This is a genomic window from Pseudomonas sp. IT-P395 (genome assembly GCF_949767675.1).
In the GTDB taxonomy this organism is placed as follows: domain Bacteria; phylum Pseudomonadota; class Gammaproteobacteria; order Pseudomonadales; family Pseudomonadaceae; genus Aquipseudomonas.
The window spans coordinates 48217-63775 of record NZ_CATKPW010000015.1 but is presented as its reverse complement, the minus strand read 5'-3'; the positions used below and the strand labels follow the sequence as shown (position 1 = coordinate 63775).

General features: G+C 59.2%; 12 protein-coding genes. 2 read left to right on the top strand and 10 right to left on the bottom strand.

Annotated features, from left to right (window positions below; genetic code table 11):
- Positions 1 to 216: 216 nt before the first annotated feature.
- The gene (locus tag ACM6IN_RS13755) at positions 217 to 780 is read right to left on the bottom strand and encodes a DUF4174 domain-containing protein (RefSeq protein WP_095114544.1); all 564 of its coding nucleotides are present in this window, start codon (positions 778 to 780) and stop codon (positions 217 to 219) included.
- 208 nt (positions 781 to 988) lie between these two features.
- On the opposite strand from ACM6IN_RS13755, the gene ACM6IN_RS13750 reads away from it, so the two are divergent.
- Positions 989 to 1453, top strand: coding sequence for a GNAT family N-acetyltransferase (locus ACM6IN_RS13750; RefSeq protein ID WP_414916210.1), 465 nt, complete (start codon positions 989 to 991; stop codon positions 1451 to 1453).
- A gap of 36 nt (positions 1454 to 1489) precedes the next feature.
- On the opposite strand, the gene ACM6IN_RS13745 is transcribed toward ACM6IN_RS13750, so the two are convergent.
- From ACM6IN_RS13745 to ACM6IN_RS13730, 4 genes are all read right to left on the bottom strand, one after another.
- Positions 1490 to 1816 (bottom strand): hypothetical protein, encoded by a 327-nt coding sequence (locus ACM6IN_RS13745; protein WP_095114545.1) that lies wholly within the window; start codon positions 1814 to 1816, stop codon positions 1490 to 1492.
- A gap of 7 nt (positions 1817 to 1823) precedes the next feature.
- A complete protein-coding gene (locus tag ACM6IN_RS13740) occupies positions 1824 to 2609 on the bottom strand; it encodes a sulfite exporter TauE/SafE family protein (RefSeq protein ID WP_414916209.1) in 786 nt (261 codons plus the stop codon).
- 228 nt (positions 2610 to 2837) lie between these two features.
- Positions 2838 to 4052 (bottom strand): MFS transporter, encoded by a 1215-nt coding sequence (locus tag ACM6IN_RS13735; protein ID WP_414916208.1) that lies wholly within the window; start codon positions 4050 to 4052, stop codon positions 2838 to 2840.
- A 317-nt stretch (positions 4053 to 4369) separates the two neighbouring features.
- On the bottom strand, positions 4370 to 5119 hold the full coding sequence (locus ACM6IN_RS13730) for a hypothetical protein (RefSeq protein WP_093433963.1): 750 nt from the start codon (positions 5117 to 5119) through the stop codon (positions 4370 to 4372).
- 344 nt (positions 5120 to 5463) lie between these two features.
- On the opposite strand from ACM6IN_RS13730, the gene ACM6IN_RS13725 reads away from it, so the two are divergent.
- Complete coding sequence (locus ACM6IN_RS13725; RefSeq protein ID WP_414916207.1) at positions 5464 to 6612, top strand: aldose epimerase family protein; 1149 nt, start codon at positions 5464 to 5466, stop codon at positions 6610 to 6612.
- Positions 6613 to 6722: 110 nt separating this feature from the next.
- Here the strand turns inward: ACM6IN_RS13725 and ACM6IN_RS13720 are convergent, their stop codons facing one another.
- The 5 genes from ACM6IN_RS13720 to ACM6IN_RS13700 form a co-directional block, all read right to left on the bottom strand.
- The gene (locus tag ACM6IN_RS13720) at positions 6723 to 7118 is read right to left on the bottom strand and encodes a hypothetical protein (RefSeq protein ID WP_414916206.1); all 396 of its coding nucleotides are present in this window, start codon (positions 7116 to 7118) and stop codon (positions 6723 to 6725) included.
- A gap of 80 nt (positions 7119 to 7198) precedes the next feature.
- Complete coding sequence (locus tag ACM6IN_RS13715; RefSeq protein WP_007918680.1) at positions 7199 to 7462, bottom strand: PAAR domain-containing protein; 264 nt, start codon at positions 7460 to 7462, stop codon at positions 7199 to 7201.
- A 198-nt stretch (positions 7463 to 7660) separates the two neighbouring features.
- Positions 7661 to 7978: a hypothetical protein gene (locus ACM6IN_RS13710; RefSeq protein ID WP_007918682.1), complete on the bottom strand. Its 318-nt coding sequence runs from the start codon at positions 7976 to 7978 to the stop codon at positions 7661 to 7663.
- Positions 7975 to 12630, bottom strand: coding sequence for an RHS repeat-associated core domain-containing protein (locus ACM6IN_RS13705; protein WP_414916205.1), 4656 nt, complete (start codon positions 12628 to 12630; stop codon positions 7975 to 7977). The genes ACM6IN_RS13710 and ACM6IN_RS13705 overlap by 4 nt, the downstream gene beginning before the upstream one ends.
- Positions 12627 to 15533, bottom strand: a complete 2907-nt coding sequence (locus tag ACM6IN_RS13700) for a type VI secretion system tip protein VgrG (protein WP_414916204.1) — start codon at positions 15531 to 15533, stop codon at positions 12627 to 12629. Before ACM6IN_RS13700 ends, ACM6IN_RS13705 begins: the two co-directional genes overlap by 4 nt.
- Positions 15534 to 15559 lie beyond the last annotated feature (26 nt).

Sequence of the window (15559 nt, the reverse complement as noted above, 5' to 3'; positions counted from 1 at the left end):
CACCGGACTTCCACACCCGACCACTGTGTTTTGCAGCGGCCAAAGAAGACTATCCCTCCTCACCCAAGCCCACCAGTTCACCACCGCCGCCGCGACTTGCAGGAAAAATCCGACGAGGTTGAAGGGCTTTGCGTCGCAGCATGCAGAAACAGAAAAGGGGCGAGAAGATTGAATCCTCTCGCCCCTTTGACGTGAAATCGTCTCTACAACAACCGATCAATCATCCGGCATTTCCGGCGGCTTGGCTGGTTTCGCAGGCTTGGTCGGTTTGGCGTTCTTCGCGCCTTTGGCTGGTTCCGGCGTAGCAGCAACCGGCGCCTGAGCCGCAGCGGCCGCCTCCTTCTCAGCCATTGGCATGGCATCGATGGTGTCGAAGATCTTCTTCAAATCCACCGCTTTCGCTTCATCCCCGGAGGCCGAGAGTTTGGTCTCGCCGTCCTTGCCCACCAGAAACACTTTCGGATACGCCCCGGCTCCCAGTTTCAGCGAGCGCAGCAGCGCCATGGTGTCTTGCTGGCCCATGTCCTTGCCGTCGAGTTGACCGGACATGTTGAGGATGGTGTAGACCTTGATGTTGCGGTCGGTGACGCCCTTTTTGTTGGCGGGATCCTCCAGCGACTTTTTCAGGGCTACCCACACGGGGTCGACCGTGCTTTGTGCGATCACGATCAGCGGTCGGGCGCGGCCCATGTCCCCGGCGATGGGCGAATCGTTGTCAGCGGCGAACAAGGGGCCGGCAATCGCCAGCAAGAGTGTCAGGGTCAATGACCTGATGAGCATGCGCATCTCCTTTTGATATCCACGCTCTAATGATTGCGCATCGTGGCGATTGTTCCGGGACAACCCGGCAAATATCTTCCGCCTAGTCAGAAGCTTAGGACAGGCGCGACATTGCGCAACATATCCGAGGTGATCGCAACGCGGATTTGATTACCTTTTATGACCGCATTAGGGTGGTGGTTCTGCCCATGAAATGGAGTTCACCCGCATGCACATCGATTACCTGTGCGATCACCCCGAATTGATTGAAGAACTGGCCACGCTCAACTTCAAGGAGTGGGGCGAGTTTCGTCCCGGACAAACCGTCGAGGACCGTATCGAACACATGCGCGAGTCCTGCGGCAAACGTGCCGTGCCGAGTGTCGTGGTAGCGCTAGAGGGTTCGCGACTGCTGGGCGGGGCGCTGCTGATCGAAAGTGATCTGAAGCTGCGCCCGAACCTGACGCCGTGGCTGGCAGGCGTTTATGTGAAGGCTGAGGAGCGCGGTCGCGGGATTGCTTCGCAACTGGTCAATCGAGTGGTTGCAGAAGCGGCGGCGCTGGGCGTGCCCGAGTTGTATCTGTATACCGACACGTCGCAGTCGCTGTATGCGCGACTGGGTTGGGAAGTGGTTGAAGAGCTGGTCTACGACGATTTGCCGGTGACGGTGATGAAATACGTCATTGAGCGTTAACCCGTGGTGAGGCGGCGCGCCGCAAGCTGTGCCGCCTCACTCCAGCGCTGAATCGAGCACGGAGAGCAATTCTGAAGGATCGACAGGTTGTCCACCGAGCTTGAGCTCACCGCTGTCGAGTTCAACACTCAACCTCACCGACGACCGATCGCCCGGGTATTTGCGCAACACCAACTCGATGCCATTGCCCGTCTCGTCAGCGGTACCGAGCAAATCCCACAGGCTCTCGCTCAGATCCAGCAGCACTCGCTGGTGCTGCAAATCGACCACCCGCGGCGCGTACAGCCAATGGCTCATGCGCATCTCACGCGGTGAGACGGTGATCGCGAGACGGCCTTCGCAGTGGACAGTGGTTTCACTCATGGCCGGATCAGAACGCCAGTTTGTAACCGATCAGCACCAGCATCGTCGCCAGGCACGGGCGCAGCACTTCATCGGAAATGCGTCCGGTCAGGTGGCTGCCGAGCCAGATGCCTGGCAGCGAGCCGACCAGCAAGAAGCCCAGCACACCCCAATCCATATTGCCCATGCTCGCGTGGCCAAGGCCTGCAACGAGGGTCAGCGGCACGGCGTGAGCGATTTCAGTGCCGACCAGACGGCGGGTCGGCAGCAGCGGATAGAGGATGAACAGCGCGACAGTGCCGAGGGCGCCCGCACCGATCGAGGTCAGGGCAACCATGGTGCCGAGGATCAGACCGGTGATCACGGTCATCACGTTCAGCCGTGAACCACTCGGGTTGTAGTTGCCGCCAGCGCGTTTGTGGGCGAAGTCGAGCAAGCGCTTCTTGAAGAAGATCGCCAGCGCCGTGGCGAACAGGACGAAGCCCAGCGCCTGTTTGATGATGGCGTTCATCACGTCCGGCGCGGTGTGCAGGGTGCTGAGGAACCACAAGGTCATCGCTACCGCCGGCACGCTGCCGAGGGTCAGCCAACCGGTGATGGCCCAGTCGATGTTCTTGTTCTTGCGGTGAACGAGGACGCCACTGGATTTGGTAATGGCGGCGTACAGCAGGTCAGTGCCCACCGCCGTTGCCGGGTTGATGCCGAACCACAGCAGGATCGGCGTCATCAACGAACCACCGCCAACACCGGTCATGCCGACGATAAACCCCACTACCAGCCCGGCAATCACCAGGCCGAAATTTGCCAATTCCATTAAACCGTCCAGAAAAACGACAGGAAAAATCTGGCCCGCAGCATAGCGATTTTTCTTATAACCACATATATCGATGCGGTCTATCGTTATGCCATATCGAATTCACCATCGCTTTACTGTAGGAGTGAGCCTGCTCGCGATAGCGGTCTATCTGTGACGGATTCAGTGACTGACCCTCCGCTATCGCGAGCAGGCTCACTCCTACAGGGTTAGGTGGTGGATGCAGATTCAGTGCACCCTTCGGCCCGGTTTGAAGCTGTGGTTTTTGTTGACCCACACCGTGGCCAGCGCGATCAGCGACAAAATCAGCAACGCCCACGGAAACGACATCGCTCCGGCCCGATCCAGCAACAACCCACCAAACAACCCGCCCCCGGCGATCGCCACGTTCCACGAAGTGGTGAGCATCGCCTGCACCACATCGACGTGATCACCAGCCGAATCCGCCGCCGAGGTCAACAGCAAAGTGGCCGAACCGCCAAACGACAATCCCCACACCGCCATGCAGGCGTAAATGACCAACGGCGAAGGCGCCGCCAATGCCAGTACCAGCGCCGTCAGCGCAAACACCGCGAGGCTGATCAGCGTCAGCCAGCGCAGCCAGCGATCAACCAGCATGCCAATAATCCAGATCCCCACCAGCGAACACAGGCCAAACACCAGCAGCACCAGATCGACCCGGTCAGCCAGCCCGGCCTGCATCAGAAACGGCGCAATGTAGGTGTAGAGAATGTTGTGCCCGAGCATCCACGTCAGCACCACGAACAACACCGGCCGCACACCCGGCAGGCGCAGCGATTCGAGCAACGGCAGACGCTCCTCGCTGGTTTGCCCCGGACGATCCGGCACGGCGATAACAATCCACGCGGCCAAAAACAGCGCCAGCGCCGACATGATCCCGAACGACGCGCGCCAGCCGATCAGATTGCCCAGCCACGTCCCTGCCGGCGTGCCCAGTGACAACGCCACCGGCGTGCCGAGCATGGCAATCGCCAGCGCCCGCCCTTGTTGATGCACCGGCACGATGCCGCGCGCATAACCGGCCATGATCCCCCACGACAACCCCGCCGCCATCCCGGCGAGAAAACGCGAAGCCAGGGTCAAACCGTAATGGCTGGAAAACGTGGTGACCGTGTTGAATAGCAGAAACCCGCCGACCGTCATCAATAAAACACGGCGTCGAGGCCAGCCGCGCGTGGCGACGGTCAGCGGAATCGCCGCGACAATCGAACCCAGCGCGTAGAGCGTCACCAGTTGCCCGGCGAGCACTTCACTGACGTTGAGCCCGGCGCCGATTTGCGGCAGCAGCCCGGCGGGCAGGGTTTCGGTGAGGATGGCAATGAACCCGGTCATGGCGAACGCCAGCAACGCGGCGTAGGGCAGTTTGTCCGCACGGGCGGTGCGGTCGACGCGGCTGAAATCGGCGCTGGCGGGGTCGGTCATGACGGGGGCGGCTCCATTTTGATCAATAGCGGTGACGGATTGTATACAAAAACAACCTTCACTATTCGATCAATGTGGGAGCGAGCCTGGTCGCGAATGAGGTGGACCAGTCAACTCTTCAGCGCCTGAAGGAACGCTTTCGCGAGCAGGCTCGCTCCTACATTGGATCTCTGCACACCACAAAAACTTGTGGGAGCTGGCTTGCCAGCGATGAGGCCAGGTCAGGCAACACTGCTTTGCTTGACCCACCGCTATCGCTGGCAAGCCAGCTCCCACAGGGTTTTGTGGTGAATTGATCATCACCGCCCAAACAGAACTCACTGCACCGGCAAGAAATTCAGGAACAGCAAACTCTGCGCGTAGTTAAGGCCGATCCGCCGGTAACGCTCATCAAGCATCTGCGTGATCAGGTCCAGCCGCGCAACGATTTTGCCGAACTCGGTGGCGAAGCTCAGGTTACTGCCCTCCTCCGAGATCTCATTGGAAAACAGCAGCGGCTGACCTTCCTTGTTCTGTCGCTGGGACAAGATCCACGTGGCTTTTTCGATATTGCGTGCGGCGTTGTGAACGAACGTCGGGTTGATCGCGTCCGTCATATAGAACTCGGTGCGATTGCCATGGGCGGTGACCAGCATGCTGCCGATGGCATAGATGAACGCGCCGACGCGGTCACCGAGAAACTCCGGGCTCATCGCATAGCTCAGCGCCGCCAGATCCTTTCGACCACCCAACACCGGCAGCGGCTGTTGCTGCTCTACGGCCATCCGCACCTGCTTCACAGCGGCATGGATGTTGAGAAAGCCTGACTTGCGCAGCTCGTCCGGGTTGCGCAGGTACAGCTTGGCTTGCAAGCGATAGAGGCTGCTGAGGTTGTCGCGCATCGCCAGCGTGGCCATGCGGTCGACGCTGGTCTGCAGGAACTCCTGCGGCTTCCCTTCACGCATCTGATTGAAGAAGCCGTTGCCGTCCTGATGACTGCAACCGCTGAACAGCAGCGACGACAAACACGCCAGCAACAGGCACGGGCGGCGGAAAAAAGCAGCGATCAGGGCAAAAACTCTCGGCATGAAATCTCGAACAGGCACATTCCTGTGCGGCGGGAGTCACCGCATCCTGGCCATGGATAGAGCCGCTGATTGCGAAAAAGTGCAGTGGTGCGCACGACCAGCCGACCTTCGGTGCTTACCCCAAAAGCAATTAGTCTGTCTTTATTGTTGAAATAAACGATTAATCAACTATAAATCTTGATTGCAAACAAAAATAGCATGACTAGTTACGCTGTAGGAGCTGCCGCAGGCTGCGATTTTTTGACCTTGCCTTTGAAAACCAAAATCAAAAGATCGCAGCCTGCGGCAGCTCCTACACGGCATCGGCGCCATTTTGAAAACAACAACAAAAAGGAAGGTCAACCATGCTTCAATCCCGTCACCTGCTCTCCGGCCTCGGACTGTCCCTGATGATCGCCACCCTCTCCGCCAACGCAGCCGGCCTCAGCGCCGAACACAAAGCCTTCGGCAAAACCAATGACGGCACGCCCGTCGAGCAATACATCCTGCGCAACAGCCACGGCATGCAAGCCACCGTCATCACCTACGGCGCGACCCTGCAATCGCTGAAAGTGGCGGACAAGCACGGCAAGTTCGACGACGTCGTACTCGGCTTCGATGATGTGCAGGGCTACCAGAAAGGTACCGCCTATTTCGGCGCGACCATCGGCCGTTTCGGCAATCGCCTCGCCGAAGGCGCGTTCGAACTCGACGGCAAGCGCTATCAAGTGCCGCAGAACGACAAGACCAACGCGCTGCACGGCGGCACATCGGGCTTCGACAAGAAAGTCTGGAAAGCGCAGGAAACCAAGGACAAGGACTCAGTCGGCGTGACCCTGACCTATCTGTCGGCGGACGGTGAAATGGGCTTCCCCGGCAACCTCACCACCGAAGTGACCTATCGCCTCACCGACAACAACGAACTGCGCATCGACTACAAGGCCAGCACCGACAAACCGACCGTGCTCAATCTGACCAACCACAGCTACTTCAACCTCGCCGGCGCCGGCAATGGCGACATCCTCAAACAGCTCGCCACCCTGCACGCCAGCCATTACACGCCGGTCACCGCCAAACTGATCCCGACTGGCGAACTGGCACCCGTGGCCGGCACGCCGATGGACTTCAGCAAGCCGACCGCGATCGGCACGCACATCAAGGCTGATCATCCGCAGTTGAAATTCGCTGAGCCGAAACAGGGTGGGTTCGATTTCAACTGGGCGCTGGATACCAAGGGCGATATCGGCAAAGTTGCGACTGAGGTGAGTGACCCGCAGTCCGGTCGCGTGCTGCAGTTGTTCACCACGGAGCCGGGTGTGCAGTTCTATACCAGCAACTTCCTCGACGGCACCGTCAAGGGCAAGGGTGGCAAGGTGTATCCGCACTGGGGCGCGTTTACTCTGGAGACTCAGCATTATCCGGATTCACCGAATCAGCCGGACTTCCCGAGTACACGGCTTGATCCGGGGCAGACTTACAGCCACAGCGTGGTGTTGAAGTTCTCCGCGAAATAACCTCCAACGCTGATCGTTCCCACGCTCCGCGTCCCTTCGCGAACTGGAACGCGGAGCGTCCCTTGAGGCATTCCATTGTTGCGCGTGGGAACGATCAATCACCAAGGAGATTACAGACCCACACGCTCCAATCCCTGACGCATGCCTTGATCCGCCTGCTCGCACCATTGCTTCAGCGTCAGACTCGGCGGCAGATTGGCCTCCAGGGTTTTGTATTGACCATCGTCCAATACTTCACCCTTGCGACCATGGGCCTCGTTCTTATCGCCGTCGCTCTTGTCCATCTGCCCTGGAATACCAGCAACAAACGCCACCATTTTATTGGCGTTCGCAGTGCTTTCAGCTTTCAGGAAACCTTTGTCGACGCAATGGTTAATCAACCCGGACATGTTGCGCCCAGTGTCGTACATCCCTTTCAACGTAGCGGCGTCCGGTCCTTCTGCGTGAGCAACATTGACGGTGCCGAGAGCGGCGGTCAGTGCGAGGATCAAAGCGGTGTTCTTCATGTTTATTCCTTTAATGGATGAAGCCAGGTTGTTTACTTGCAGTATTCCTGAGGGCGAACGAAGAGCTCACCCTCGCGGATTCAACTGACCACCGCTCCTTTCGGGCCACTGGCAATCAGCGCGGCCCCGCAGGCGGTTTTCATGCCGTCCAGCGCGATGGGCGTTCCATCGACGGTGTAAGTGCTGCTGCCTTCGGCAATTGGAAAAATGCCTTTGCACAGAGGACAACTGACTTTGTGGCCAACCCCTGCGATGGGCTTGCCGTTGAGGTCAGTCTGGGAAAAGGCTTCGAGGACTTTGCCACCGTGAGTGGTGGAGTCGCCCAAGCGAATGGCGTCTTTCATGTTGTCATTCCTTCGACTACGAGGGTTGACTGCAGCCTCGATCAATTTCGCGTCTTTCGACCACCAATGGCAGAGAGTTTTATCAGAGGCAGGTTGCGTTTAATCAACCTTCAAAAACGTGGCCTGCCCCTGATATATTTCATAAATTTTTAGAGATTAAAAAGTGGCTATTCGGCTGCAATTTGACCGAGAGTCAACCTACACGCGGAAGGCCTCATTTAAGCCAACCTCTTCATCCTCGTCCCCATCTTCAAGACACCTGAAATTTCTTCCATTGAGTGCTTTTTTAAGTAGGGCGTACAGTTCTGCTGATTGGAAATTCACTTGGAGCCACAGGGATTCATCATCCCCATAAATGAGACGAGTATCGTAAGCCCCACTGCTATTCAACGAGTGATCCTTCAAATAAAGATCACCGTCGCCCGAGCGAACACAAGCACTACTAGCTTTAACAATGTCGATGACATGCTGAGCTGTAGAGTTGTCGTCAAACACCAATTTGTATTCATAACTCATGATCCGTGTGGTCTCCCTCGGACAGCTGGTAAATCGGCAGGATTACGAATGCCAATGTGAGTTTTATTAGGATCGGTGGAAACTTTACCCTCATCATCCAGTTGATGATTGGACGGATCCTGTTTATGGATGTGTGCATTGTTGCCAGATTTGTGAGGGCAGGCATTCAAGTTTCCGTACTTGTGAACCCTGACCTCTGAACCGTCTGCATGCTTCCAGGTTTCGTTAACCCCATTGTCTTTGGTTTTCGAAAATCCGGCGCTGTTCAACGTTCTACCGGCGCGAGGAATACTCGTACCTTTCATCCGAGGTAGATCAGAAGAGGCGGAAAGGCCAAGTGGATCAATCCACTCCAGCGGGTTAGGTACGTAATGATAAAGGTTCAGTCCACCAGCCAGCCCAATCGGGTCCTGTGAAATGAAACGCCCTACCTCAGAATCGTAGTATCGGTAGCGATTGTAATGCAGCCCCGTCTCATGATCGTGATACTGCCCCTGGAACCGTATCGGGTTCATCACGCCATGCTGCTGCGCCCACTCCGAACGCTGCTCCGTCACCTGTCCCCACGCCTTGTACTGCGCGGTCCAGGCCATGTTGCCGTGCGAGTCCGTCAATTCCTGCGGTGTGCCGAGGTGATCATATTGGTACCAGGCCAACGCATCAAACGGTAAAGCCGTTGACTTGTGATTCCACACTGGATCTTCATCAAGGCTGTATTCACCGCTGTAATCCGGCAGCCCAATCAGATCAATTGGCGCATGCCGTACAGCCTGGGCCACAGGGACAAAAGTGCCCGGTTCGAAGACGTAGTGCACCGTGCGGCCGGGTTCGCCATCGCTCTGTGCCGGACTGCTTTCCCAGGCGAGGTTGTCACCATCCCAACCGTAAAGCGTGAGCCCGCAGCCAAGTTCGCGTTGTTTGCGGGCGTGTTCGTTTCTGTTCCAGAGGGAACCTGCTTCCGGGCGCTGTTTGTAATGCGCGCGGGAATTTTTGTGCAGGCGGCGTCCCAGTGCGTCGTAGGCGAAATCAACGCTGAGGCGCGGGTCTTCGAAATGCACCAGTCGATCAAACAGATCCCAACGCAGGTCGCTGCGTTGGCCGTTGTGCCAGCGCTGGATCTGGTTGCCGCGTTCGTCGTAGTCGAAGTGGGTGCCGGCGTATTCGCGCAGCAGGTTGTCGACCAGTTTGCTGCGCGGTGGGGTCAGGTCCAGTGGGCGGCGAATCTCTGTCGCCTTGTCGTCGAGCAGGTTGCCAGCCGGGTCGAAGGCGAAGGTTTCCACGCCTTGACGCGTTGCGGCGCTGAGCAGTCGGCCGACCGGATCGTAGCGATAGGCGAGCGGGCCGCGGCGGCTGTCATTGATGTCGGTCAGTTGGCCGGCGGCGTCGTAGCTGTACTCGCGTTTGAGCAGGGTGGATTTGTCGTCGCTGCGTCCCAGCAACTGTTCCTGCAAACGACCGGCCGGGTCCCAGCTCTGGGTTTGCAGCAGGTGGTTGCCTTGATGGCGGGCGACTTCGCGGTGCAGGTCGTCGCGTTCGTAGCCGATCAGTTCGTGTTCATCGAGGCGCAGGCCGAGCAAATGGCCGCTGCCGTAAGTCAACCAGCTGACGCGGTGGCCGTCGGGGCGCACGCTGGCGACTCGTTGGTTGAGCACGTCGTACTCGTGCTGCCAGATCGCGACGGTGGGCTTTTCCAGGCCGAGATAATGCTGGTGCTCGCGCAGCAGATTGCCGGCCGGGTCATGGAACCATTGCAGGCGGCTGTCGGCGTTGTCGGCCAGCACCAGATTGCCGTTGCCATCGTAGGCAAAGGTTTCGCTTTGCGACTGCTCGCCCAGGGTGGCGCGACGCTCGGTCAAACGGCCCATCGGGTCGAAGCTCAAAGAGATGACGCGTTGGCCATTGATCGATTGCGCGAGGCGGCCGGTGAGTGGGTCGTACTGATAGCGCGTGCTGCGGCCGTCGAAACCGCGTTCCTCGAGCAGACGACCGACCGGGTCGTAGTGGAAGTGCGCTCGTTGTTCGTTTTCGTTTTCCAAAGCCGTTAACCGTCCGAGACGGTCCCAGCGATAGCGCAGGGTTTGCTCGGCGGCATCGACACGCTCGGCGATCAAACCGGCGGCGCTGTAGCTCCACGTGGTGCAACGATCAAGTCCATCAACGTGCGCCAACAACCGACTTTCGGCGTCGCGCTCAAAGCGCTCTTCGGTCTTGTCCGGGTGCTTGATCAGCACCGGTTGGCCGGCCTTGTATTGGTATTCGGTGGCGTTGCCGGCAGCGTCGGTGAAGCAGATCATCTGCCCCAGTTCGTTGTACTCCCACGCGCTGGTTTTGCCCGAGCAATCGACGTACTCGACCAGTTGTCCGGCGTCGTTGTAGTCGAGGGTTTTTTCGTTGCCGTTGGCGTCCTTGATCGCGGTGGGCTGGCCGGATTTGTTGTAGGCGTATTCGGTTTTGTTGCCCAGCGGATCGAGCGCTTCGACCAAGTTGCCTTGGTCGTCATAGGCGCGCTGCCACTGACCGCCCTCGGCGTCGCTGATCTTGATCAGCAGATCCTGATCATCGTAGGCGTAATGCATCACCGTGTGATCGGCGCGGATGTGTTCGAGCAGGTTGCTGCGTTCATCGTAGCTGTAGCGATCGGTGCTGCCGTCGGCATTGACGCGGCGCACGATATTTTTCGCCTCGTCGCGGAAGAACCATTCCGAACGCTCGTCGGCGTAACGGATGCGGTAGGTGTAGCCAAGGATGTCGTAGTAGTGCCAGGTCTCGTTGCCGAGGGCATCGGTGACGTAGGTCAGACGAATGTTCTCGTCCCACTCCAGGCGCGTGTCGAAGCTACCGTCATCGGCCCATTCGCGCACGGCTTTGGCCTTGGCGCTTGAACCGTTCCACTGCAGGTTCAAGCCGCGCCCGGTGCGGTCGGTGTAGCGGGTGATCAGGTGGTGCTGGAACTGATACGCCCAGACGGCGCCGTTCTCGTCCTGCGCCTGAATCAGGTCGCCACAGGTGTCGTACTGATAGGCGCAGAGCTGGCGCAGTGGTTCGCCGTCAACGATCTGCCAAAGGCCGATAAACCGGCCGTGATCGTCGATCATCGTGCCGAGGTGCAAATGGACTTTGGTGAAGTCGTTTTCCTGATAGGTGATCAGATCCGAGAGCAGCGAGTGTTCGCCGTGACGATGTTCGTAATGCAGCATCATCCCGGCGCCGTTGCGCAGTGAGATATTGCTCAGCACATAGCGCTGGCCACGGCGGACGTAGGTTTCCTTGCGTTCGAAACCACGGCACAGCAGCAACTGATCTTCGCTGTTGCGGACCAGGGTGATGTTTTCGATGGCGTCGTAGTGGAACAGGCCGACTTTTGGCAACGGATAACTGTGGTCGCGGCCGTCAGCGCCGTAGAACGTCAGGCCATCGTCCATGCAGTCGAAACGCGTGGTGAATTCGCTGATCCAGCGAGCGCCGAGTTCGCTATGATCGTAGGCATCGAGGCGCGAGTTGTAGGTGCGCGTCCATTCGATCGGGAAGGGGCCGGGCAGGCTGAAATCGGTATGGCTGAGGCTTTCAGAGCCTATGGCGAAATTGATACTGCGCCCCGTGCTGGCGCAGGCGCAGTTTTTTTTCGGCTCGGGTGCGTGAGTCGCCGAAGCCTGTTGGCCGTTAGAGGCCAACTGCCCCTCGGATGCCGTACGCTTCGCCTGACCGGTCTTGTCCGGGTGGACCGCGGCGTTCTGCCCATGGGCATTGCGCTTGCGCCACAAGGTCACGGCACTGGAGAGGATCAGCAGCAACCAGCCGATCGAGTTCTGCACCGACTCATCGTCGAGCTTGCTCAACTGCGTACGCAGCTCCGGGCCCATGGCGCGCAGTTTTTTGGTTTCGTCAGAAACGGTTTTTTTGAAGTCATCGGGGACAAGGTTTTGCGCCACGCTGTTGGCCAGGCCTTTGCCTGCCGACTTCAGGGCGCTGTTGGCAGCCCCAAAAACATTGCTGAATGACGCCAGCGGATCATTCTTGAATTGATCGGCTGCGGCGCTCGCCTGGGCGCTGGCTGCATTCAGATCACCTTTGGCATCCAGATTGCCGAACGCCACCGCTTCGATGCCTATTGCAATCTGATCAATGATTTCTTCGCCGAGCTTGCCAGCGTCCGCCAAAATGCCCGGTAACTTGCCTTTGGCTTGCTCAACAAAATCATCAAGCGTGCCGATAATCGAGGCGTTCAGGTGGCCGACCAGCACCTCGATCACGGAAGTGCTGAGCAACACCTTGCTGCTGGCCCTCATTTCCTGACGCACCAGAAACAGCGTCGGGCGCAGGGTCATCCGCGCCGCGGCCATCGACGGCGGCAACGGCAAGACGCCGATCAGGTTGATGCCAAGACTGGCCCAAGCGAGCAAGTCGCGTTGCTTGGCGTTCGACAGGGTGACGATGTCACCCAGCGCATCGACTAGCGCCATGATGTTGCCCACCACCGGCAGGAAGCCGGCGTAGTTCTTGATTCGATCAAGCGTGACCACGCCATCCGTAGCCGATTGCAGCCACGCATCAAAGGTTGCCGCACTGCTGGCGACGTCCTGAATGTCGATGGCATTGAGTGGAACGATGGCAACTTGAGGTTCACGTTTTACAGCAGCTACTTCAGTGGTCATGACAGCATCTCACCCGCCAACAGGCCTGGGGTTTTCAAGGAAGGTTTTGGAAGCGTTGGCGCGGGAAGAGTCGGTAGCTGTCCGCCCTTGCTCGCGGCGCCGAGGATGCTCGACGCACTCGGCAACGCCGCACTCGCCAGTTTCGGCAACCCGGCCACCCCGCCCTGCGCCAAGCCTTTCACCTGCTGCGCCGTTTGCATCGCACCTTGCGCGGTCTGCATCGCACTCATCCCTGTTTGCGCCATGTCCTTACCCTTCTCCAACATCTCCCAGCTCTTGCTCGGCAACACCTGCGCGACCATCGCCTGCACCTGACTCGGCACCTCTTCGGCCCCCGGCGGATTCAACGGCCACTCCGGTTTGCCGATGTAACTGCCATCGCTCCAGGTGTCCGCCGGATCCTTGCCGAACAGCACACGTGCCGGCCCCGGTGCAGCGCCGGCGACGCTGGCAAAACCCTTGCCGTCGAGCTTGCCCTTGATGCTTTTGCCCAGCGCATCGATGACTTCGTAATCGCCTTCCTTGATGCCCTGACGCCCGGCGTATTGGTTGAACAATTCAAGGTTGCCCTTGCCCGGTTTCGGTGGTTCCGGGAACACCCCGGCGAGACTTTTCGCGCCGGTGTAGGCGAAGTTCGCCGCGTGCGCGGTGTAAGGGCCGCTAGTGGCGTGGGTGATGCCGCCGGCGTTGTAGGTGGTGGCGCTGCCGCCGCCCTGGATCACCAGTTCGGTTTTCGCGGTGATGGTGATGCGGTCGGCGTTGGCGGTGATGTTGAGTTTGGCCAGCAGGTTGATGCTGTCCTTCAGTGCGCGCACGTCGATGTCGCCGGAGGCGGCGACCAGCCGCCAGCCCATGCTCTGCACGAACAGGCGCATGCCACGACTGGCGCTGGCCAGCAGGCGTTTGCCGATCGACAGACTGGTGTGGCCGGTGCTGCTCAGCGCCAGGTGTTCGCCGGTGGCGATGTGACTGGAGCGCGGTGTGGTCAGGGCGATGCCGGCGGGACTCGCCAATACCAGATGCGGTTCGGTGAATTCGGGGAATTCGTTGGCGGTAAGGTTCGCCGGACCACTGCCGAGCACGCCTTGATGCTGGGCGTGCAGTGCTTTGGCGACGTCGTCCTGATCGCCCGCCTCTTGGGCCTGAAGCTCTTTGGCTTGAACGGCGAATCCGTCCTGCTGATCGCTGGCCGTGGCGAGGCGTTCAGCGGTTTCCGGCAGGTCCTTGTGGTGTTTCGATTCGTTCGGCCGTGGCTCGGTGGTGATGAGCAGACCGGCCGCCGCACGCACCGCACCGTGGCGATCGGTTCTCAACTCAAACCCTTCGCCACGCGGCTGACCACCGCTTGGGCGTGGATGCGTCAGGTAACCGAGGTTGATCGCACTCGCGCCGTGATCACTGCGCAGCGCGATGCTGATCTCGCTGGTGGTGTCGTCGATGCGCAGTTCGTTGGCGCGGCTGCCCTTGTATTCCTTGCTCTTGACCGTGGCCAGGGTCTTGAAATCCGGGAGTTTGTACGGCGGCAGATTGGCGCCGTGGTACAGGCAACCAGTGATCAGCGGCTGATCGGGATCGCCTTCCAGGAAGGTGATCAACACCTCCATGCCGACCCGTGGAATGTTGATCGAACCAAAAGTCTCGGCTGCCCAGCTCGACGCGACGCGCATCCAGCAACTGGTCATGTCGTCGTGCTTGCCTTCGCGATCCCAGAAGAACTGCACCTTCACCCGGCCGTACTGGTCGCAGTAGATCTCTTCGCCCTCGGGGCCGCAGACCACCGCACTTTGCGTGCCGAGAACTTTCGGTTTCGGGTGATCGAGCGGCGGACGGTACGGCACGTCCCACGGGATCGCGCTGAAGCGGTTGCGATAGCCCTGGTGAAAATCGTCCTTGAGGTCGGTGGTGTCGCTGGTCACCGACTCTTCCAGCACCTGCGGTTGCTTGCCTTCGTGGAAGATTTCGGTGAGCAGCCAGAGATCGTTCCACGTCGGGTTGGCGTGCTCGGTCAGGGCGAGGAAATGCCCGCTGACGAGGATCGGCTGATCGCTGTTGCCCTCGGCCAGACGGTAGTCGCTGCGATGGCGTTCCAAGGCGCGATTGGCCAGGTGTTTACCACGCTCGCGATCAACGAAACGGCCCGGGTAATCGTAGTCCTCAAGGTCCGGCTGGGCGCTGCTTTTGGCGTCGCTTTCCAGCTCGATCTTCGGTTTGACGAAGTCGTAATCGCGACGCGTGGTGCGACTGGTGCGCGTGGCCAGACGCAGGCCGAAACGCTTGACCACCGGTTTGTCGGCGACCAGTCCGGAATCTTGCTGATAGGCCACGGGCGCGAGTTTCGGGAACACCGTCTGGTCATCGCCGAAGGTCAGTTTGTGGCCACTCGACGTGTGCTGGAAGTGGTAGTGAATGCCCTCCTCCTCGCACAGGCGCTGGATGAAATCCAGGTCCGACTCGTCGTACTGCACGCAGTAAATGCGCTCGGGATAAATCGCGCTGAGCTGGAAGTGGTAATCGCTGGCGAGGATGCCGTGTTCTTCCAGGACCTGGCTGATGATCTGCTGCACGGTCATCTGCTGGAAAATGCGCTGATTGACCCGGTGCGCGAGGTACGCCAGTTGCGGGCGCAGGGAGATCTTGTAACGAGTCAGGCGTTTGCCCGCCTCGCCCTGAGCGATGCTGTAGACCAGCCCGTGAATGCCGCTGCCGCTCGGCGACAACTGCAGAAACGCCAGTTTGTGCAGCACGCTTTCGAGGTTGATCGAAGCCTTTTCGCTGACCAGTTCCAGCTCGAATTCGAACGGCGTGTTGAGGGCCTCGCGACCGGTGAACGACAGCACTTGAAAGTCGCTGTCGATGCCATCGACGGTCAGATTGAAATGAGGCTGGTTGGCCGGTGAGAACATCCCTTGTTCCTCGCGCAGTGCTGCGA